The sequence below is a fragment of the Cypionkella sp. TWP1-2-1b2 genome (assembly GCF_049896245.1).
Taxonomy (GTDB): domain Bacteria; phylum Pseudomonadota; class Alphaproteobacteria; order Rhodobacterales; family Rhodobacteraceae; genus Cypionkella.
This window is the reverse complement of the sequence record NZ_JAFCTX010000013.1, coordinates 89,804-109,166: the sequence shown is the minus strand read 5'-3', so window position 1 is coordinate 109,166 and position 19,363 is coordinate 89,804. Positions and strand designations below refer to the sequence as shown.

Here is a 19,363-nt window from a genome sequence, read left to right as displayed (position 1 = left end):
TGCTCAGCAGATTGAGACTGTGTTGCAAAAATCCGCCTATGGCGTCACCAAAGCGTGGCCTGCCTGCCGCTTCTGACTGCCAATCAACTGATTCAGGCTCTGGTATCAACCGCCCGACCAGCTAGTTGCAGTTGATCTTGGTGCCCCAGTCGCTGCACCGCTGTGCCAAATCCTCGGGAAAAGGCTGATCGGTGAAGACTTCGCTGATCTCGCTCAACGAGGCCAACCGCGCCGGGGCAGAGCGGCCCAGCTTGGAATGATCGCAAACCAGAAACACCCGCCGCGCTTGCCGGATGATGGTTTTTGACACCCGGACTTCCGCCAGATCAAAATCCAACAGATCGCCATCGCCGTCCAAGGCCGAACTGCCGATGATCGCGTAATCCACCTTGAATTGCTCGAAAAACTGCGTGGTCAGCTCGCCCACCAGCCCGCCGTCCGAACGCCGGAACGCGCCGCCCGCCACCATGATATCGCAGCTTGGATTGGCCACCAGAATATTGGCGACGTTCATGTTGTTGGTGATCACGGTGATGTTGCTGTGCTGTAGCAGCTCGCGCGCCACCGCTTCGGTGGTGGTGCCAAGGTTGATGATGATCGAGCAATTATTCGGGATTGCCGCAGCACAAGCTTTGGCGATCGTGGCCTTGGCGGCCTCATTCATATACCGCCGCTCATCATAGCCCAGATTGGTGACCCCCGTGCGCGGCACAGCCCCGCCATGCACCCGGTCCAACAGCCCCGAGTCGGCCAGTTCCGTCAAATCACGTCGAATGGTCTGCAAGGTCACATCAAAACGCTGTGCCAAATCTTCGACCACCACCCGGCCATCGGCGCGGGCGATTTCGACAATCTCGCTCTGTCGAAAGCTCAGGGCCAAGCGGTTTTCCTTTCGCGCATTTACGCAGGGTAAGTGGCATCCTTCGGACAAGTGGCGCTGCCGATCAAGGCCGAAAACACGCCGCACCGCAGTGATGTTTTACGCCGCAGTGCAGCGCGAATTTGTGCGAATTTCAGAAAAATGCTGAATAATCAACGGAGGTAGCGCAATCATCACGGGTCAAATGTTCGCTTTTTGCCAATTCGCACAAAAACGAAAATAATAGTTGACCGCCCAGCGCGATTGCTTCAGCTTTAGTCTTGCTAGGGAGGAGACTTAGCTTGACCATGCAGCAACGGCCGGAAACGGTCGATCTTTTCATCATCGGCGGCGGCATTAATGGCTGCGGCATTGCCCGCGATGCGGTCGGTCGCGGCTTGTCGGTGACATTGGCCGAGCAGGGCGATCTGGCGCAGGCAACCTCGTCGGCCAGCACCAAATTGTTCCACGGCGGGCTGCGCTATCTGGAATATTTTGAGTTCCGTTTGGTCCGCGAAGCGCTTGAGGAACGTGAAACCCTGCTGGTCGCGATGCCGCACATCTCTTGGCCGATGCGCTTCGTTTTGCCCTACCACCCCGACATGCGGTTCGAAGGCGAGACCCCCACCGGCAAGCTGATGGCCCGGCTGATGCCGTGGATGAAGGGCCGTCGCCCCGCATGGCTGATCCGGCTTGGCCTGTTCATGTATGACACGCTGGGCGGCCGCAAAATCCTGCCCGCCACCCGCACGCTGAACCTGACCACCGATCCCGCAGGCGCTCCGCTACAAAAGCGCTTCGCCCACGCCTATGAATACTCCGACTGCTGGATTGAAGATGCGAAACTGGTATCGCTGAACGCCCGCGATGCCGCCCAGCGCGGCGCGCAAATCCACACCCGCACCCGCGTTGTCAGCGCGACGCGGGCTGGCGATTTGTGGCAAATCACCACCGAAAACGCCGAAGGCCAAACCACCCATATCGCCCGCGCCCTCGTCAACGCTGGCGGCCCATGGGTCGAGGATATCATCCGCAACATCGCCCGCATCAATTCGACCGAAGGCGTGCGTCTGGTGCGCGGCAGCCATATCGTCACCCGCAAACTCTACGACCACGACCGCTGCTATTTCTTCCAAGGCAGCGATGGCCGCATCATCTTCGCGATTCCGTATGAGCAGGATTTCACCCTGATCGGCACCACCGACAAAGATCACCAATCCGCCCCCGGCAATGCCATCTGCACCGACGAAGAACGCGATTATCTGCTGAATTTCGCCAGCCAATACTTCGCCAAACCCGTCACTGTTGATGATGTGGTCTGGACCTATTCCGGCGTGCGTCCCTTGTATAATGACGGCGCCACTTCCGCCACCGCCGCCACCCGCGACTATGTGCTGTCGCTGGACCAGAACGGCGCGCCTCTGCTGAATGTGTTCGGCGGCAAGATCACCACCCACCGCCGCCTCGCCGAAAGCGCCCTTGCCAAGCTGATCCCGTTCTTCCCGCAAGCCAAACCCGCATGGACCGCCCGCGCCCCTCTGCCCGGTGGCGATTTCCCGCATACCGATGTGGCGAAACTCACCCAAAGCCTTGCGCAATCCTACCCGTTCCTGACCCCCGCTTGGGCCGCCCGCCTGATCCGCGCCTATGGCTCCGAGGCCAAAACCTTGCTCGGCCAGGCCACCCAAGCCGCCGATCTTGGCCAAGACTTTGGTGCAACCCTGACCGAAGCCGAAGTGCGCTGGCTGATCACCCATGAATTCGCGCGTGAGGCTGCCGATATCATCTGGCGTCGCACCAAACTCGGCCTTCGGCTGAACGCTGAACAAATCACTCAACTTTCGGCCTTCATGGCTGCTATCAATACCCAACGGGCGATCAGCCCGGCGGCGGAATGAGGACCAGACATGTCGATTGAACTGCAATCCGTCTCGCGCGTGGTGAAGGGGCAAAGCTATATCCAACCCACCACCCTGACGCTGGAAAACGGCACGATGAATGTGCTGCTGGGGCCAACCTTGTCGGGCAAAACCAGCCTGATGCGGCTGATGGCGGGGCTTGATCAACCGACCACAGGCAAGATTTTCTGGCAGGGCCGCGACGTCACCGGCATGCGCGTGCAGGATCGCAAGGTGGCGATGGTTTACCAGCAGTTCATCAACTACCCCGGCATGTCAGTTTACGACAACATCGCCTCGCCGCTGCGCCTGATCGGCAAATCCAGCGCCGAGATTGACCGCGCCGTGCGGGATGTCGCCGAGATGCTGAAGATCACTGCGATGCTGCAACGCAAACCGTTGGAACTGTCCGGCGGCCAACAGCAACGCTGCGCACTTGCCCGCGCTTTGGTGAAAGAGGCGGGTCTTGTGCTCCTGGATGAACCCCTCGCCAACCTCGACTATAAACTGCGTGAGGAACTGCGCGCCGAAATCCCGCGCATCTTCGAGAAATCCGGCGCGATTTTCGTCTATGCCACCACCGAACCGGAAGAAGCACTGCTGCTGGGCGGCAACACCGCAACGCTGTGGCAAGGCCGCGTCACTCAGTTTGGCCCCACACCGCAGGTCTACCGCAACCCGGTCGACGCCACCACGGCGCGGGTGTTCAGCGATCCGCCGATGAATTTCCTGAATTTCACCAAGCAGGGCAATGCTTTGCACTTTGGCGACACCCAAGCGCAGGCCTTCAACACCCTGCCGGATGGCAGCTACACCGCAGGCTTCCGCGCCAACCACCTGCATCTGCACAAGCCCTCTGCCAACGCCATCGAACTGCCCTGCACCACCACGGCATCCGAGATCACCGGATCAGAAACCTTCCTGCATCTGCAGCACGGCCAAGACCGTTGGGTAGCACTAGTGCATGGCGTCCAATCCCTGAACGCGGGCGATAAGGTCAGCCTCTGGCTTGACTCCGCCCATATCTATGTCTTTGACGGCGACGGGCTTTTGGCCTCAACCGCCGCTTACGCGGTGGCTGCATAATGGCGCAAATTACCCTGAAAAACCTCGCGCACAGCTACAGCGCCACTCCCTCCAGCGACGCCGACTATGCGTTGAAGCAGATGGATCACGTCTGGCAAGACGGCGGCGCATATGCCCTGCTCGGCTCGTCCGGCTGCGGCAAAACCACGCTTCTGAACATCATCTCTGGCCTGTTGCGCCCCAGCCAAGGCCGCGTGCTGTTCGGCGACCGCGATGTGACCGATGCGGAAACCGCCGAGCGCAACATCGCGCAAGTGTTCCAGTTTCCGGTGGTCTACGACACCATGACCGTGCGCGAAAACCTTGCCTTTCCGTTGCGCAATCGTGGTATGGACCCCGCCTACATCAAGGCCCGCGTCGCGGCGATTGCCCAGACCATCGGTATGGAGGCAACGCTGGACCGCAAGGCCCGCGGCCTCACCGCCGATGCCAAGCAAAAGATCAGCCTTGGTCGCGGCATGGTGCGCGAAGATGTCAACGCCATCCTGTTTGACGAGCCGCTGACGGTGATCGACCCGCATATGAAGTGGGAATTGCGCACCCAGTTGAAGCAACTCCACCGCGAATTCGGCCACACCATGATCTATGTCACCCATGATCAGACCGAGGCTTTGACCTTCGCTGACAAAGTTGTGGTGATGTATGATGGCCGCGTCGTGCAAATGGGCACACCCGAGGATCTGTTTGAAGCCCCCGCGCACACATTCGTCGGTTATTTCATCGGATCACCCGGCATGAACCTGCTCGATGCTTCCGTCTCGGGCAACACCGCGCATCTGCAAGGCGTTGATCTGACTTTGGGCGCGCGTTACGCCCCGCAAACCGGTCGCACCCAAATCGGTATCCGCCCGGAATATTGTGAGTTGTCCGCGACCGACGGCCTGCCGATCACCATCCGCCGCGTCGAAGACGTAGGCCGCCACCGCATCATTCGTGGCGAAGTCGCAGGCCAAGTGGTGAACGTGATCGCCGCCGAGGGTGCTGAGATTGCCGCCGACCAAACCCGCGTCCGCTTCGCGCCTTCGCGCATCAACGTCTACGCCGACGACTGGCGCGTGCAAGGAGGGGCTGTCTGATGGAAAAGACCCAGAATAACAAAGCTTGGTTCCTTGTGCTGCCGGTGCTGATCGTAGTGGCCTTCTCCGCTGTGATCCCGCTGATGACCGTGGTGAACTATTCGGTGAACGACACCTTCGGGCAGAATGACTTCTTCTGGAACGGCCTCGGCTGGTTTGAAGAAATGATCTCCTCCGACCGGATGCACGCCGCTTTAGGACGCCAAGTCCTGTTCTCGGCGATCATCCTCGCCATCGAAGTGCCGCTCGGCATCTTCGTCGCCCTCAACATGCCGAAGAAGGGCTTCTGGGCCAGCTTCTGCCTTGTGTTGATGGCGCTGCCGCTGCTGATCCCGTTCAACGTCGTCGGCACCATCTGGCAAATCTTCTGCCGCGTCGACATTGGCCTTCTCGGCCACAGCCTTGCCGCGATTGGCATCGACTATAACTATACCAACGACGCTTTGGACGCGTGGATCACCATCATCGTGATGGATGTCTGGCACTGGACTTCCCTCGTGGCATTGCTGTGCTACGCGGGCCTGCAGAGCATCCCGCAAGCTTATTACCAAGCCGCCAAGATCGACCAAGCCAGCCGCTGGAGCGTCTTCCGCTATATCGAGCTGCCGAAAATGTCCGGCGTGCTGCTGATCGCCGTCCTCCTGCGCTTCATGGACAGCTTCATGATCTACACCGAGCCTTTCGTGCTGACTGGCGGCGGCCCCGGAAATTCGACCACCTTCCTGTCGATTGACCTTGTGAAAATGGCCGTCGGACAATTCGATCTCGGCCCAGCCGCCGCCTTCTCGATCATGTATTTCCTCGTGATCCTTCTTGTCAGCTGGGTGTTCTACACCGTGATGACCACCCTCGATGCGCAGGAGACCAAGTGATGAAAAACCGCGCCTCGCTGATCACCATGACCCTCTACCTGCTGTTCCTGCTGATCCCGATCTACTGGCTGATCAACATGAGTCTGAAGACCAATACCGAGATCACCTCAACCTTCTCGATCTTCCCGCAAACATTCACCTTCGCCAATTATATCACGATCCTGACCGACCCGTCGTGGTATATGGGCTACGTCAATTCGATGATCTATGTGGTGATGAACACGATGATCTCGATCACCGTCGCATTGCCCGCCGCCTACGCGTTCAGCCGCTATAGCTTCATGGGCGACAAACATCTGTTCTTCTGGCTGCTCACCAACCGGATGTCACCGCCCGCCGTGTTCGCGCTGCCGTTCTTCCAACTCTATAGCTCCATCGGCCTGTTCGACACCCATATCGCCGTTGCCCTTGCACACTGCCTGTTCAACGTCCCCCTTGCGGTGTGGATCTTGGAGGGCTTCATGCGTGGCGTCCCGAAAGAAATCGACGAAACCGCGTATATCGACGGCTATTCCTTCCCACGCTTCTTCATCCGCATCTTCATGCCGCTGGTCGCATCGGGCATTGGCGTGGCCGCGTTCTTCTGCTTCATGTTCTCATGGGTCGAACTGCTTTTGTCGCGCACCCTAACGGCGGTCAACGCCAAATCCATCGCCGCCACCATGACCCGCACCGTTTCGGCCAGTGGCATGGATTGGGGTGTGCTTGCCGCCGCAGGGGTCCTCACCATCATCCCCGGAGCCCTCGTGATCTACTTCGTGCGCAATTACATCGCCAAGGGCTTTGCCCTCGGGAGGGTTTGATATGACCGCCTCACGCTGGAACTCCATCTTCATCACAATCGCAGCCGCGATGGCTGTCCTGCTGGCCTTCCTGATCTGGGCCACACCGCGCACAGATGAAGGTTTCCAATGGTTTGACCCGATGATCAAAGGCGGCTGGATGGCCTGGACTTTCCCGGTTGCGTTGTTCTTCTACATCATCGCCGCTTTGCTGATCACCTTCACCCTGCTGGCGATCCGCTACCCCGAAACACCCCGGCACGGCGTCCTCACCATTGAGACGACGCGCGGCGACCGGCTGTTCATCACCTTACTCGGCTCGGCCTTTATCAACTTGGCTTGGCTGTTCTTCTTCGGCGCACCGCTGACTTGGGCGCTGATCCTCTGCCTGCTGTATGCCTATGCGGTCTTCCGCTGGGTGTAAGGGCAGCACACCACCTCGGCGGCCACCGCCGGGTAACAACGAAAACTCAACATTCTGGGAGGAATCGAATGAGACTGCGCACCACATCAACCGCCATTGCGCTTGCGCTGATGGCCTACGGTATGCCGGCTTTTGCCGACATGGAGGCGGCAAAGGCTTTCCTTGATAAAGAAATCGGTGATCTGTCGGTGCTGTCGCGCGCCGATCAGGAAGCCGAAATGCAGTGGTTTGAAACCGCCGCCAAGCCCTATGCCGGCATGGAAATCAAGGTCGCTTCCGAAACCCTGACGACGCATGAATATGAGGCCAAAGTGCTGGCCCCGGCGTTTGAGGCCATCACCGGCATCAAAGTCACCCATGATCTGATCGGCGAAGGTGACGTTGTCGAGAAACTGCAAACCCAAATGCAGTCGGGCGAAAACATCTATGACGCCTATATCAACGACTCGGATCTGATCGGCACCCACTGGCGCTATCAGCAAGCCCGCAACCTGACCGACTGGATGGCAGGCGAAGGCAAAGACGTGACCAACCCCGGCCTTGATCTGGCCGACTTTATCGGCACCAAGTTCACCACCGCACCGGATGGCAAGCTGTATCAACTGCCCGACCAGCAGTTCGCCAACCTCTACTGGTTCCGCTACGACTGGTTCAACGATCAGAAAACCAAAGACGATTTCAAAGCCAAATATGGCTATGATCTGGGCGTTCCGATCAACTGGTCGGCCTATGAAGATATCGCGGAATTCTTCACCGGGCGCGATATGTCCTATATGGGCGGACCAACCAAAGTCTATGGCAACATGGATTACGGCAAGAAAGACCCAAGCTTGGGCTGGCGCTACACCGACGCGTGGATGTCGATGGCTGGCATGGGCGACAAGGGCGAGCCGAACGGCCTTCCCGTCGATGAATGGGGGGTCCGGGTTGATGAAAAGTCGCGTCCAGTCGGCTCTTGCGTGGCGCGTGGCGGTGCCACCAACGACGCAGCGGCGGTCTATGCGATCACCAAATCCATCGAATGGCTGAACAAATACGCGCCTCCTTCGGCGGCTGGTATGGTGTTCGGCGAAGCTGGCCCGGTGCCTGCACAGGGTGAGATTGCCCAGCAAGCGTTCTGGTATACTGCGTTCACCGCCGATATGGTGAAACCCGGTCTGCCAGTGGTCAACGAAGATGGCACGCCGAAATGGCGCATGGCCCCAAGCCCACATGGTGCTTACTGGTCGGAAGGCACCAAGGTTGGCTACCAGGACGTGGGCTCGTGGACATTGATGAAGTCCACCCCGGTCGATCACGCGCAGGCGGCTTGGCTTTATGCCCAGTTCGTCACCTCGAAAACTGTCGATATGAAGAAGTCTGATGTGGGTCTTACCTTCATCCGTCAATCCACCATCGACAGCCAGCACTTCACCGATCGCGCCCCCATGCTGGGTGGTCTGATCGAATTCTACCGCTCGCCAGCCCGCGTCGCATGGTCGCCAACTGGCACCAACATCCCGGATTATCCGAAGATGGCGCAGCTGTGGTGGCAGAACATCGGCGACGCAATGTCGGGTGAGAAAACCCCGCAAGAAGCGCTGGATGCTTTGTGCGCCGAGCAAGAAAAAGTGCTGGGCCGGATCGAGAAAAGCGGCGTTCAGGGCGACATCGGCCCGAAGCTGAACGACGAGCAAGACCCGCAAGTCTGGCTTGATGCACCGGGCTCGCCCGTTGCCAAACTGGAGAATGAAAAGCCGCAGGGCGAGACCATCGCCTATGACGAGCTGATCAAATCTTGGCAGAAGTAAGCTGACACGATGACAAAGGGGGGCGAGGTGCAAGCCTCGCCCTTTTCTTATGGGTTGGTTTCACGCGGTCGCGTCGGGCTTCTTGCTCGATTTGGCCGCAGACAAATCGGGGCGCGCCTGCCTGCCCTCGGCAGGCGCGTTTCCGCGCCAGCCCAGTCAGGCGCGCCCCGATTACCCAAGTGACGGTTTGTGGCATACTGCCCCTTGCTTGACGGCTTTCAGCCTTACAAGCAATGAACCGGAAAACTCTGCCCCGCAGTGTTTCTTTTCGGTTCAAGCCTCGGGCCCAATACCGCGCATTGGATTTACCGTCAGAAACAGCGTTTCCTCAAGTGCCCGCCTGCACTACCCTGCACGTAGGAAAATCATCCAAACGTTAAAACTTCCTTAAATCCACCACCCCAAACCACTGATATTCAACAACAATAAAAGGTCCCGAGTTGGGACCACACCACCCGGAGGCCACATGACCCATATTCTCGCCATCGACCAAGGCACCACATCGTCCCGCGCGATCCTGTTTGATGCGGGCCTGAAAGTCATCGCCGCCGCCCAACAAGAATTCCCGCAACACTACCCGCAACCCGGCTGGGTCGAACATGACCCCGCCGACCTCTGGGCCTCCGTTGCCTCCACCACCCGCGCCGCCATCGAGCGCGCGGGAATAGATGCCCGTGATATCGCCGCCATCGGCATCACCAACCAACGCGAAACCACCCTGCTGTGGGACCGCGCCACCGGCCAACCCCTGCACAACGCCATCGTCTGGCAAGACCGCCGCACCGCCGACACCTGCATCGCCCTGAAGGATGCGGGGCATGAGCCGATGATCACCGCCCGCACCGGCCTACTGCTCGACCCCTACTTCTCCGGCACCAAACTGAAATGGCTGCTGGATACGATCCCCAACGCCCGCACCCGCGCCGCTAGGGGAGAGCTCGCCTTTGGGACCGTCGACACCTACCTGATCTGGCAACTGACAGGCGGCCGCATCCACGCCACCGACGCCACCAACGCCGCCCGCACCCTTCTCTATAATATCGCAGACGGCCACTGGGACGCCGATATCTGCGCCCTGCTCGACATCCCGATGCAACTCCTCCCCGAAGTCCGCGATAGTTCCGCCGATTTCGGCCTCACCCGCGCCGACCTGTTCGGCCATGAAATCCCGATCCTCGGCGTCGCAGGCGATCAGCAAGCCGCCACCGTCGGCCAAGCCTGCTTCCAGCCTGGCATGATGAAATCGACCTATGGCACGGGATGCTTCGCTTTGCTGAACACCGGCGACAAAATGGTGCCGTCAAAAAACCGCCTGCTGACCACCATCGCCTACCAACTTGACGGCAAACCGACCTACGCGCTGGAAGGCTCGATCTTCATCGCAGGCGCCGTCGTCCAGTGGCTGCGCGACGGCCTGAAAATCATCCGCGAGGCGAAAGAAACCCAGCCCCTTGCCGAAGCTGCCGACCCTGCCCAAGACGTGATCCTTGTGCCTGCTTTCACCGGCCTCGGCGCGCCGTATTGGCGGCCCGATTGCCGCGGCGCGATCTATGGGTTGAACCGCAACTCTGGCCCGGCTGAGTTGGCGAAGGCAGCCCTCGAAAGCGTCGGCTTTCAAACCCGCGACTTGCTGGAAGCCATGCGTGCCGATTGGGGTGTGGCTGCCGAGGGTGTCTTGCGGGTGGATGGCGGCATGACTGCCTCCGATTGGGCGATGCAATTTCTGTCGGATATTCTGGGCGCGCCCGTTGATCGCCCGGTGATCACCGAGACCACCGCTTTGGGCGCGGCTTATCTGGCGGGCCTGAAAGCCGGGATTTGCCCCGCTCCTGCGGAATTCCAGAAATCTTGGGCGCTGCAGCGACAATTTCTACCGCTGATGAATGCGACCAAACGCGCCAGCAAATACGCCCGCTGGACTCGCGCTGTCGCCGCGACAATGAGTGTCTAGGCTAGGGTACTCATGGGATCAGATCCAAGATCATGCAGATGGTTCTGTAAACCCATAGCTCACCTCGGGTTTGACCTACAGTATTGGCTGATCAACGATTTCTCATAGGCGACCGATGTGCGGCAAGTTCATCCAGATGCCGTCGTGGCGCGAGGCCCGCGCGTTGTCGAACCTGCTCTCAGCGCGCGTGGATGATGACATGCGCCGCCATACCCCGATGCGCACGGTGCCGGTGCTACATCTGGAAGGAATGGCAGGCAAGGCCGGAACTCTTCTGTGAAGAGCCGTGCTACTTGACATCGGGACTATACACCTACAAGTCTAAATATATTTCGAGATCCGGTTCATGTGGATCTTCAGCCGGGCATGGAAAAGCCGATCACCGATGACGTGCAGATGGTTGGTGCCGGGTATGATTTCCGCCACATTCGCGCGCGGCGACAGCCGACGCCAATCCACCAGGTTGAGGCCTCGGCTTAGGCTGTCACCCGCGCTGAACGAGGCGACCGGCACATCAAGCGGCGCAAGGCTGTGGCGGCGAAATACCAGCGCATTGTCGATCAGCACCCAGAACGTGTGCTCGCGACTTGACACTTCGGGCCCGTCAGTTGGCAGCGGATCAGCCTCATTGCCGATAAAGCGCAGGAATTGCGCGTAGCATTCGCCGTCCATCGCGCCGATCAGCCGATCCCATTCGCTGCGCATCTGGCTGCGCGACAGCCAAGCGTCCAGCTCTGCCTGAAGGCGTGCGCGTTCGCCGGGGGCAAAGCGCGGCACTGCACCGGGGGCGAAATCGCGGCCCAGATCGCAGACATCCACCTGCGCGATCAGGCGGATATCGACATCATTTGCCAACTGCCGTGCGGCTTCCCAAGCCAGCAGCCCGCCCCAAGACCATCCCAGCAAGGCGCAGGGGGCACCGCGCGATTCCTCTCGGATATGGCCCACATATTCCGCCACCACATCCTGCACCGATACATTCATCGCTTTAGTTTCATTCAGGGAATGGCACAGAAAGCCCGTGACTGGCTGATCTTCTCCCAAGTAATCCGTCAGGCGCAGATATTCGCGGGTCGAGACCAACAGGCCGGGGAAGCAATACAGCCGGGGGTTAGAGCCGCTGGCGCGCAAGGTGATCGCACTGCGTCCGGTGGCATTGCCCGCGCTGATCCGCGCTGCAAGGTCGCGCACCGTCGGGGCATCGAACAAATCCGCCACGGTTAGCGCAACTTGCGGCCACAGCTTGCGCAGCCGCACCAGAACCTTCAGCGCAGTCAAAGATTGCCCACCCATGGCGAAGAAATCATCGGTGACGCCGATCTGGTCATGGCCAATCTCAGAGCGCCACACCGCCAGAATCTCAGCCTCGGCCTTACCCACGGCGGCCTCACCTTTCGCCCGGCGCTGCACCCGACCTGGCAAAGGCAAAGCGGCCCGGTCCAGCTTGGCGTTGGGGTTGGTTGGCATCCGGTCCAGCACCACCACCGCAGCGGGCAGCATATGCTTGGGCAGCTTTGCGGACAGCGCCGCCAGAAGATCCTCGCCCGCAACGCTGGGCGGGGCCACGACATAGCCCACCAACCGCTTGTCGCCATCCTCGTCGCGCAGCAGCACCAAAGCCTCACTGACGCCGGGTTCAGCGAGCAGTGCCGCCTCAATCTCGCCCGGTTCAATGCGGTATCCGCTCAGCTTGACCTGAAGATCGACGCGGCCGAGAAATGCGATGGTGCCATCTTCGCGCCAACGCCCCAGATCACCCGAGCGATACAGCCGCGCGCCCGCAGGGCCGCCCAGACACGGGCCAAACGGGTCGGGGATAAAACGATCCGCCGTAGTGCCGGGGCGGCCGACATAGCCGCGCGCCACGCCCGAGCCGCCAAGGTGGATTTCCCCCACCACCCCCATCGGGCAGGGCATCAGATCGGCATCGAGCACATAGGCGCGGCGGTCGCCCACAGCGCGGCCAAGTGGCGCATAGGCACCATCAAACTTGGTGCCCGCATTCACCTTCCACACCATCGGCGTCATGATGGTTTCGGTCGGGCCATAGCCGTTGATCAGGATTTTCGCCTTCAGCGCCCGCGACAACAGATCAAAGGTGGTCTGCGCCAAGCCTTCTCCGCCAAAAGAGTAAAGCCGCATCGGCGGCGCTTCCCCGGTAGCCTCGGCCCATTCGGCAAGCTGTTGCAGATAGGTCGTCGGAATCGAGGCATTGTTGCAGCCGTGCTGACGCATCGCGGCCAAGGTCTGCTCGGGCGTCCACAGCGGACCATCCGGGATCACCACACCGCCGCCCATCATCATCGGCACCATCCAACGCTCGTGCCCGCCATCCGAAGAAAACGGCAGGAAGGGGAGTTCGCGACTTTCCGCACTCATCTCATAGACCCGCGCCGTGGTCTGGTTGTGCGAGGTCAACGGGCCATGTTCGACCGCGACGCCCTTAGGTTTGCCGGTCGAGCCAGAGGTATACATGATATAGGCGATCTGATCGGAATGGATTGTCACAAGCGGATCAGTTTCGGGGTAATCGCCGGGTGGCAGATCGTCGATGCACAGCACATGCGCGGCAAGGCCCTGCGGCAGACGACCCATGAAGCGCTGGCGGGTCAGCACGACGCGCACCCCGGCATCGGTCAGGATATGATGGTTGCGGCTGGTCGGGTGATCCGGCTCGACCGGAACATAGGCCCCGCCCGCCTTCATCGCCGCTAGAATAGCGATCACGGCATCCGCGCCGCGCTCGATCAGAATGGCCACCGGCACCTCGGCCCCAACGCCCAAGCCGATCAGCCGATGTGCCAACTGGTTGGCGGCACAATTCAGTGCGGCATGGGTCAAGCGATGCTCACCGCAGATCAGCGCCAGCGTTTCGGGATGCAGTTGCGCTTGGGCGGCGATGATCTCATGCGTGGCGCGGGGGTCTATCGGGGTATCATCAGGATAAGGCGCGGACAGATCGGCCAGCTCGATATCACTGAGCAGCGGTAAGGTGGCGATGGGTTGATCTGGTTTCGCCAAAGCCGCCGCAAGCAGGCGGTCGAGATGGCTGAGAAAGCGTGCGATCAGCGCGGGTTCATGCAACCCCTCGGCGTGATCCGCCGTCAAGGTCACAGTGCCATCCGGGGCGATTTCTGCCAGCACCACACATTCGCCCTGCGCTGCGGGCCGGGGGGCGAGCAGGCAACTGACGCCTACGGTCAAGTCTGCCACAGGACGCACATGCAGCGTCAAAGCCCCCAGTGGATGCCGATCCGCCCCAGCCTGCCGTAGCATGTCCTGCACCAACAATTCGGACGGCAACCGATCCGCGCGGGCATCACGGATCGCTTGAACTATGCGGCTGCGGAAAGCGGCAAAGCCTTCGGCTGGGTGATAATCGACACAAAGCGGCAATAGATCATCGCCGCGCCGCGCCGGATCAAGCGAGGGTTGACCGAAGCCAAAGCGCAACTGATCCAGGCCAGTGTAGCGCGCGAGCAGGGCGGCGAAACCAGCGGTCAGGGTGGCCTCAGCATCCGCGAGTGGCATCGAAAGCCGGTGCGTGGCGGTTAACCGAGCCGCGCCTTCACTGCCACCATGGCGTTGCGGCAGGCGGGCGATAGTATGGCCCGCCTCTAGCCGCGCGCGCCAGAGGTGCAACACTTCACGCGATGGGCGTGCTTCGGGGGCGACCAGCGGCAGAGGCTGCATCTTCCCTCCCGCAAGCCCGCTCAGCACCGCCGCCTGCATCGCGGCTACAACGCTAGCGTCGCCCAGCAGCGGATGCAGCGCGATGCTCAGCACATGGGTGCCGCCATAGCCGGGAAACAGATCCACCGAAGTCAGCGGGCCCTGCGTCAGATCAAACTGCAACTTTGCCAGATATTGCGCCGCGACCTGCGCCGGATCAATCGCCGGGCCATGGCGATGCAACAACGTCCGTGCCGCGTCGTCCTGCACCCGCCGCATCTCGCCGCCTGGCAGCCGGATCAGCCGCGTGGCAAAGGCCGGATTCGCTGCTATCATCGCCTCAGCTGCCGTCGTCAGGGCTGCCCCGCTGTGGCCGGGTGTAAAGTGCAGCATGAGGTCGGGACGCGCGAAGGGGCCAAGCTCGCCCACCTGATCATGCGCCCAGATTTGTCGTTCAACATCGCTCAAAGCAAAGCCATCAGCGGGGTTCAGATGCAGGATTTCGTTCATTGTGCGGGCTCCATTTTAGCGGCCTTGGGCGGCAAAGCCATCGCCTCTCGCAAAGCCATTGGGCGCGGATCATGCCAGAGCGCCTCGATCTCGGTCAGGCAAGCGTCACGACTGGCAGGGTTGCCGATGCGATCCCACCCGGCGGGCAGATCGTAAAGCGCGGGCCAGACCGAATAGCGGCCTTCGGCGTTGCACAAGATGCACCAATCGGCATCGGCGGTGAAAGAACGGGTCATAAGGTTTACCTTGCACATGGCTGTTTGATTTCCAGACGCGCGGCGGCGCAAAAAATTCACCCCGAAACCCCGCTCCCATGAAAATTCATCGACGGGGGTGAATTTCCTGCGTCATCACCCGTCTTCGGACTGTGACCTCACAAGGATATACGCCTGCGGCGGGCCTGTTCAGCGCGGCAGAAGTTGGCGCGCCGCACCAGCGGCTCCGCATCTTCATCCTGGCCCACACCGATGAGCCTGCATCCCGGCACAGAGCGATACAACCCGGCCGGGAACAGCGATTTCACCCGCAAAGCGGAAGCGCTGGCGCTGGGCATCATCAACTGGTCGACGCCCAAGGCGACGGATGGCGCGAAGGGTGGGCTGGGTCAGAGCTATGGCGCGGGCGGGATGCCACCCCTGCCAGCACAGGCAGCGCAGTGGCAAACGCCGGTGGCCGACGATCAGGTGGATCGGCTGCGCGGCAAGATCAACAGCCGGGGCGAGCCGAAACTGAGTGCACAGGCGATCCAGTGGCCGACACCGGCGGCGCAGAACTGGAAGGGCAGCAGCCCGGCCAGCGTGACGCGGGCAGATGGCAAAAGCCGGATGGATATCCTGCATTACCGGGCGGAACAGGGCTTCACCCACCCGGCCCCAGTGATCACGCCGTCTGGGCTGAAGCCCTCGCATCACGCCCCGACCTCGCGCCCGCTGTGGGCCTATCTGATTGCATCGCATGGGCGTGTCGTGTCGCGCAGGATCTTGAAAGCCCGGGCGCGGCGGCGGCTGAACCCGCTATTCGTCGGCTGGTTGATGGGCTGGCCCATCGGTCACGCGCTCTGCGCCTGCTCGGCAATGGAGTTCACCCTTTGGCAGCAGCACATGCGTGGCGCACTCTCGCTGCTGCCCATGGCCTCGGGCCCTTGGATCTGGCGCCCAGTCGATGGGCCGGAAGGCCCGGCCCAGATAAATCTTTTTGAAGGAATACAGCCATGAGCATGCAGGGGCGGATCGGACGCGCTGGTGGTGCCCGGGTGAAACGCGCGTTGGGCGTACAGGCGATCCTGGAATGGGCCTTCCGGGTGGAAAAGGCGCAGCTGGAACTGCCGCAAAGGCGCGATGTCGATGAGGAAGGCTTCGGCTTTGGCATGGAATATGTGCTGATCCAGCGTGCGCGGCTGGGGTGCAAGGTGGACGGCGGCGGTCATAAATCGCAGTCCTACACCCATGAGGACGCCGAGATCGTGGCGGCCACCTTGGCCGGGATGCCCGACAGCCTCGGTGGCAAGCGCATGGCAATCTACGTCGCCGAACTGGCGCGCGGTGGGATGACGCCGGACTGGATGCCGGGCGTTGTCCCGCGCTGCATGCCTGTCGAGACCAAGAGCAACCAGCATGGCGAACGGTCCACCACGGTCGTGGTTAACATCGAACGCGTGCTGTCACGTGGCAAATGGCGCAGTGTCGAGATTCTGGCCTGCCCGGTAATGTGGCGTCCACACCCGGAACAGATTGCCTCAGCCCGGCGAGGCTATGACGACTGGTGGCGGGCGCTGGACTGGGTGCGGGATGGGATTGTGGTAGGTGGCATGTTGCGGGATATGGAAGTGACGGCGGCGATGCCGAAGGTGCGGCCTTGGATCCTGGCGGATGGGTCGCTATGGGCTGAGACTGTGTGGAAACTGATCGATTAGATTCGCCTCTGTAACAATGCTCGCCTCAAGACCAGACTGTGAGAAAGTGTTCCGAAGGGTCCAGCCAGGAAATCGCATTGGGAAACTGTTCGCCCAAGATTAGCGAAATTTAAGTTTTCAAGCATCCTTGGCGGGAAGCGGCCATTCGCTGCGCGGTCACCGAATGGCCGTATTGGTCCAAACTTTGACCGGCATGTGTCTGCCGTCAAAAGTAAGCGTCCGGTTTGACTCAAATTACTTCGCGTTCCACGGCATCAGTTCATTGATCCGGTTAATCTTGTGGTCTGCGATGCGTGCCAGTGTGTCGGCAAACCATGCCTGAGGATCGACCCCATTGATTTTAGCGGTCTCGATCAGAGTGTAGGCAATAGCAGCGGATTTGCCACCAGTTTTTGAGCCGACGAAGAGGTAATTTTTGCGGCCCAAGGCGACGGCCCGCATCGCCTTCTCGGCGGCGTTGTTGTCAGTTTTCAGAATACCTTGATCGAGGTAGGAGCTCATCCGCCCCATTCGTCTAGGGTCATAGAGGATGGCGCTGGCCAGAGGGCTTTTCCCAGATATGTCAGCCAGTTAGGCGTTCAGCCAAGCCTCCAGACCATCTGGTCTGGCATCGGCCCGCTTGATCTCGGCGCGCTTGTCGGGCGGCAAGCCCCGCGCCGCCTTCTCGGCGGCATAAAGTTCGGCAATCCGCCGGATAGCTTCGTCGGCGATAGCCAAACCTTGCGCCTTGTGCACTTCGACGAATTTGCGCCGGACATGGTCATACAGGCGACTTCGCGAATATCGCTGGAGCGATACAGGTCTTCGAACACGACATAGGCGTCGGCATGCATCAGCCGCTGTATCCCACCAGATAATCTTTCGGGTGTTCGCCTTTGCGGTCCGATGAGAAGCGGTGCTAGCTGCCGGGTGGGATGGCGCTCCCCCAGGGGCGCTCGTCGCGCCCGTAAATCCAAAGGTGGGCGGTTTGGGTCTTGCCGGTGCCCGGGCCAGCATCGCGACTGGGGTGTCGTCAACGAAGATCACCTGACCAGCCAACATATGCCGCCCGATGGCGTCGGCCAGTGGCGCCAGCAAGGCAGTGGACTTGCCCACCCAGTCCGCAAGTGTCGAGCGATCCAGATCGAGCCCGTCGCGGTCAAAGATCTGGCCTTGGCGGCAAAGCGGAAGGTGATCGGCGTATTTGTTGACCAGAACATGGGCGAAAAAGCCGGGACTCGGACGCCCGCGTTTGATCGGGCGCGACGGCGGAGGGGCCCGGGTGAAGCAATCGCAACCCGAGCAGGCCATCCTTGGCCGCACGATGCGGTTCACGATGAACCTTCCGGGCACATATTCCAGTTCCTCAGTCACATCCACGCCTAGCCAGTGCAGTTCGCCGCCGCACTGGGCGCTGGCCGTATCGCCGGTGGTCAGTTCGACCACTACACGTGGAATATGGTCCGGGATCGGCTTGCGCTTCGGCTTGTCGGCGGGGGATCCTCCGGCAGGCGCAGCCTGGCCGTCAGGGCGGCGATGGCGATCCCGCTCGTCTCCAAGGCCAGTTGCAGCTGCTCGGCGGTCTCCGATGATGCCCAGAACCGATGGGCGCGATGGCCGGCCAACTGGTGCCGCAGCAGAACCGCCTGTGACTTCACCTCGGCCAGCAAAAGTGCGGTGAACGCCCGCGGTTACGCAGGGTCTTCCGGCAGCGATTTGGTGACATCCAGCATGGCGAAAGTGTATCAAAACAAGCCTTTTACGGGAATCCCAAAACGCAAAATCTGTCAATTTATCCTGCCGATAAAGGCCGCCACGTGCGCTGTGGCAGTCGCCAGTCAATTCCTTCCAGAAGCATCGCCAACTGAGCCGGGGTCAGCGCGATCTTGCCTTCCTTCGCGGATGGCCACACGCACCGCCCCTTCTCCAACCACCTCCAGCGTAGCAGAGCCCTTCGCATGTCCGTCACCCAGGCCGCCAGCCAGACCTGCGCGTTCATCGGGACCAGGATCATTCCGACAGGCCGCGGATCAACCGGGTCAGCGCTTCGAGATCATAAGACCCGCTGACCCGCAGCCGGTGTCCACCCGCAAGTTCAACCTCAATCTGGCCGTCGCTCTTGGCGCAGCGCCCCATAATGTCCGCTATCCGCAGCGGACATTATCCCACACTCTTCAAACCATGCAGGGCAGCCAGAGCGGACGCTTACGTTTCAGGCTGCGATCGTGACGATGCATCGTCGCCGCTCGACATGACTGAGATCATGGGCCACACAGCTTGTCCGCCGTTGTGGCAGCAATCCCGCTATGGTTGCCCGGACCCGGCGCTTCGGTGTGATCCTTCACACCGATTTCCGATCCGAGGCCGCTGTGCCTCATGCGGTCTAAGAACTTGGGCTCCAACCTGTTTTCTGCTATGCTCCAGACTTTCGAGGTTCCCCATGGACCCGGTTCCAACAATGCCTTCGTCAGGAACCAAATCTGGTCTCAACTGGCTCAGTCCCAAATGCCTTAGATGGCGACCAACACGCGTTTATTCTCCGCCTTTCGGAA

Annotated in this window: 16 protein-coding genes and 1 pseudogene; 11 read left to right on the top strand and 6 right to left on the bottom strand. The window is 60.8% G+C overall.

Going from position 1 to position 19,363, the window contains the following annotated elements; genetic code table 11:
• Positions 1–121: 121 nt before the first annotated feature.
• Positions 122–880 (bottom strand): DeoR/GlpR family DNA-binding transcription regulator, encoded by a 759-nt coding sequence (locus ACP7AP_RS10945; protein ID WP_426034234.1) that lies wholly within the window; start codon positions 878–880, stop codon positions 122–124.
• Positions 881–1,167: 287 nt separating this feature from the next.
• Here ACP7AP_RS10945 and glpD point away from each other — a divergent pair, with 287 nt between their 5' ends.
• The 9 genes from glpD (at position 1,168) to ACP7AP_RS10900 (ending at position 11,018) form a co-directional block, all read left to right on the top strand.
• Positions 1,168–2,757 carry a glycerol-3-phosphate dehydrogenase gene (glpD, locus tag ACP7AP_RS10940; RefSeq protein ID WP_426034245.1) on the top strand — a complete coding sequence of 530 codons (1,590 nt, stop codon included), beginning with the start codon at positions 1,168–1,170 and terminating at the stop codon, positions 2,755–2,757.
• Positions 2,758–2,766: 9 nt separating this feature from the next.
• Positions 2,767–3,843 carry an ABC transporter ATP-binding protein gene (locus tag ACP7AP_RS10935; protein WP_426034233.1) on the top strand — a complete coding sequence of 359 codons (1,077 nt, stop codon included), beginning with the start codon at positions 2,767–2,769 and terminating at the stop codon, positions 3,841–3,843.
• Positions 3,843–4,919: an ABC transporter ATP-binding protein gene (locus ACP7AP_RS10930; protein WP_426034232.1), complete on the top strand. Its 1,077-nt coding sequence runs from the start codon at positions 3,843–3,845 to the stop codon at positions 4,917–4,919. Before ACP7AP_RS10935 ends, ACP7AP_RS10930 begins: the two co-directional genes overlap by 1 nt.
• Positions 4,919–5,791, top strand: a complete 873-nt coding sequence (locus tag ACP7AP_RS10925) for a carbohydrate ABC transporter permease (protein ID WP_426034231.1) — start codon at positions 4,919–4,921, stop codon at positions 5,789–5,791. Before ACP7AP_RS10930 ends, ACP7AP_RS10925 begins: the two co-directional genes overlap by 1 nt.
• Entirely contained in the window at positions 5,791–6,594 is an 804-nt protein-coding gene (locus ACP7AP_RS10920) for a carbohydrate ABC transporter permease (protein ID WP_426034230.1), read from the top strand. Before ACP7AP_RS10925 ends, ACP7AP_RS10920 begins: the two co-directional genes overlap by 1 nt.
• 1 nt (position 6,595) lies before the next feature.
• Positions 6,596–6,997, top strand: a complete 402-nt coding sequence (locus tag ACP7AP_RS10915) for a DUF2160 domain-containing protein (protein ID WP_426034229.1) — start codon at positions 6,596–6,598, stop codon at positions 6,995–6,997.
• 68 nt (positions 6,998–7,065) lie between these two features.
• A complete protein-coding gene (locus ACP7AP_RS10910) occupies positions 7,066–8,787 on the top strand; it encodes an ABC transporter substrate-binding protein (RefSeq protein WP_426034228.1) in 1,722 nt (573 codons plus the stop codon).
• Positions 8,788–9,253: 466 nt separating this feature from the next.
• Positions 9,254–10,738, top strand: a complete 1,485-nt coding sequence (gene glpK / locus ACP7AP_RS10905) for a glycerol kinase GlpK (RefSeq protein ID WP_426034227.1) — start codon at positions 9,254–9,256, stop codon at positions 10,736–10,738.
• Between the two features lie 115 nt (positions 10,739–10,853).
• Positions 10,854–11,018 carry a hypothetical protein gene (locus tag ACP7AP_RS10900; protein ID WP_426034226.1) on the top strand — a complete coding sequence of 55 codons (165 nt, stop codon included), beginning with the start codon at positions 10,854–10,856 and terminating at the stop codon, positions 11,016–11,018.
• 41 nt (positions 11,019–11,059) lie between these two features.
• Here ACP7AP_RS10900 and ACP7AP_RS10895 read toward each other — a convergent pair whose 3' ends face one another.
• Positions 11,060–14,920, bottom strand: coding sequence for an amino acid adenylation domain-containing protein (locus ACP7AP_RS10895; protein WP_426034225.1), 3,861 nt, complete (start codon positions 14,918–14,920; stop codon positions 11,060–11,062).
• Positions 14,917–15,156, bottom strand: coding sequence for an MbtH family protein (locus tag ACP7AP_RS10890; protein ID WP_426034224.1), 240 nt, complete (start codon positions 15,154–15,156; stop codon positions 14,917–14,919). The genes ACP7AP_RS10895 and ACP7AP_RS10890 overlap by 4 nt, the downstream gene beginning before the upstream one ends.
• 231 nt (positions 15,157–15,387) lie before the next feature.
• Between ACP7AP_RS10890 and ACP7AP_RS10885 the strand changes: the two genes are divergently transcribed.
• Both ACP7AP_RS10885 and ACP7AP_RS10880 read left to right on the top strand, forming a co-directional pair.
• The gene (locus ACP7AP_RS10885) at positions 15,388–16,134 is read left to right on the top strand and encodes a DNA methyltransferase (protein ID WP_426034223.1); all 747 of its coding nucleotides are present in this window, start codon (positions 15,388–15,390) and stop codon (positions 16,132–16,134) included.
• Positions 16,131–16,832: a hypothetical protein gene (locus ACP7AP_RS10880; RefSeq protein WP_426034222.1), complete on the top strand. Its 702-nt coding sequence runs from the start codon at positions 16,131–16,133 to the stop codon at positions 16,830–16,832. The genes ACP7AP_RS10885 and ACP7AP_RS10880 overlap by 4 nt, the downstream gene beginning before the upstream one ends.
• Before the next feature lie 234 nt (positions 16,833–17,066).
• Here ACP7AP_RS10880 and tnpC read toward each other — a convergent pair.
• From tnpC to ACP7AP_RS10865, 3 genes and pseudogenes are all read right to left on the bottom strand, one after another.
• Positions 17,067–18,544, bottom strand: a pseudogene (gene tnpC / locus ACP7AP_RS10875) (IS66 family transposase).
• Positions 18,545–18,603: 59 nt separating this feature from the next.
• Complete coding sequence (gene tnpB / locus ACP7AP_RS10870; RefSeq protein WP_426034244.1) at positions 18,604–18,771, bottom strand: IS66 family insertion sequence element accessory protein TnpB; 168 nt, start codon at positions 18,769–18,771, stop codon at positions 18,604–18,606.
• 50 nt (positions 18,772–18,821) lie between these two features.
• Positions 18,822–18,947 carry a hypothetical protein gene (locus ACP7AP_RS10865; protein WP_426034221.1) on the bottom strand — a complete coding sequence of 42 codons (126 nt, stop codon included), beginning with the start codon at positions 18,945–18,947 and terminating at the stop codon, positions 18,822–18,824.
• Positions 18,948–19,363 lie beyond the last annotated feature (416 nt).

What these genes read in the sequence shown, in the direction of transcription:
- glpD (WP_426034245.1), top strand. Translation starts at nt 1,168, where the DNA reads ATGCAGCAACGGCCGGAAACGGTCGATCTTTTCATCATCGGCGGCGGC.
- ACP7AP_RS10935 (WP_426034233.1), top strand. Translation starts at nt 2,767, where the DNA reads ATGTCGATTGAACTGCAATCCGTCTCGCGCGTGGTGAAGGGGCAAAGC.
- ACP7AP_RS10930 (WP_426034232.1), top strand. Translation starts at nt 3,843, where the DNA reads ATGGCGCAAATTACCCTGAAAAACCTCGCGCACAGCTACAGCGCCACT.
- ACP7AP_RS10925 (WP_426034231.1), top strand. Translation starts at nt 4,919, where the DNA reads ATGGAAAAGACCCAGAATAACAAAGCTTGGTTCCTTGTGCTGCCGGTG.
- ACP7AP_RS10920 (WP_426034230.1), top strand. Translation starts at nt 5,791, where the DNA reads ATGAAAAACCGCGCCTCGCTGATCACCATGACCCTCTACCTGCTGTTC.
- ACP7AP_RS10915 (WP_426034229.1), top strand. Translation starts at nt 6,596, where the DNA reads ATGACCGCCTCACGCTGGAACTCCATCTTCATCACAATCGCAGCCGCG.
- ACP7AP_RS10910 (WP_426034228.1), top strand. Translation starts at nt 7,066, where the DNA reads ATGAGACTGCGCACCACATCAACCGCCATTGCGCTTGCGCTGATGGCC.
- glpK (WP_426034227.1), top strand. Translation starts at nt 9,254, where the DNA reads ATGACCCATATTCTCGCCATCGACCAAGGCACCACATCGTCCCGCGCG.
- ACP7AP_RS10900 (WP_426034226.1), top strand. Translation starts at nt 10,854, where the DNA reads ATGTGCGGCAAGTTCATCCAGATGCCGTCGTGGCGCGAGGCCCGCGCG.
- ACP7AP_RS10895 (WP_426034225.1), bottom strand. Translation starts at nt 14,920, where the DNA reads ATGAACGAAATCCTGCATCTGAACCCCGCTGATGGCTTTGCTTTGAGC.
- ACP7AP_RS10890 (WP_426034224.1), bottom strand. Translation starts at nt 15,156, where the DNA reads ATGACCCGTTCTTTCACCGCCGATGCCGATTGGTGCATCTTGTGCAAC.
- ACP7AP_RS10885 (WP_426034223.1), top strand. Translation starts at nt 15,388, where the DNA reads ATGAGCCTGCATCCCGGCACAGAGCGATACAACCCGGCCGGGAACAGC.
- ACP7AP_RS10880 (WP_426034222.1), top strand. Translation starts at nt 16,131, where the DNA reads ATGAGCATGCAGGGGCGGATCGGACGCGCTGGTGGTGCCCGGGTGAAA.
- tnpB (WP_426034244.1), bottom strand. Translation starts at nt 18,771, where the DNA reads ATGCGAAGGGCTCTGCTACGCTGGAGGTGGTTGGAGAAGGGGCGGTGC.
- ACP7AP_RS10865 (WP_426034221.1), bottom strand. Translation starts at nt 18,947, where the DNA reads ATGGGGCGCTGCGCCAAGAGCGACGGCCAGATTGAGGTTGAACTTGCG.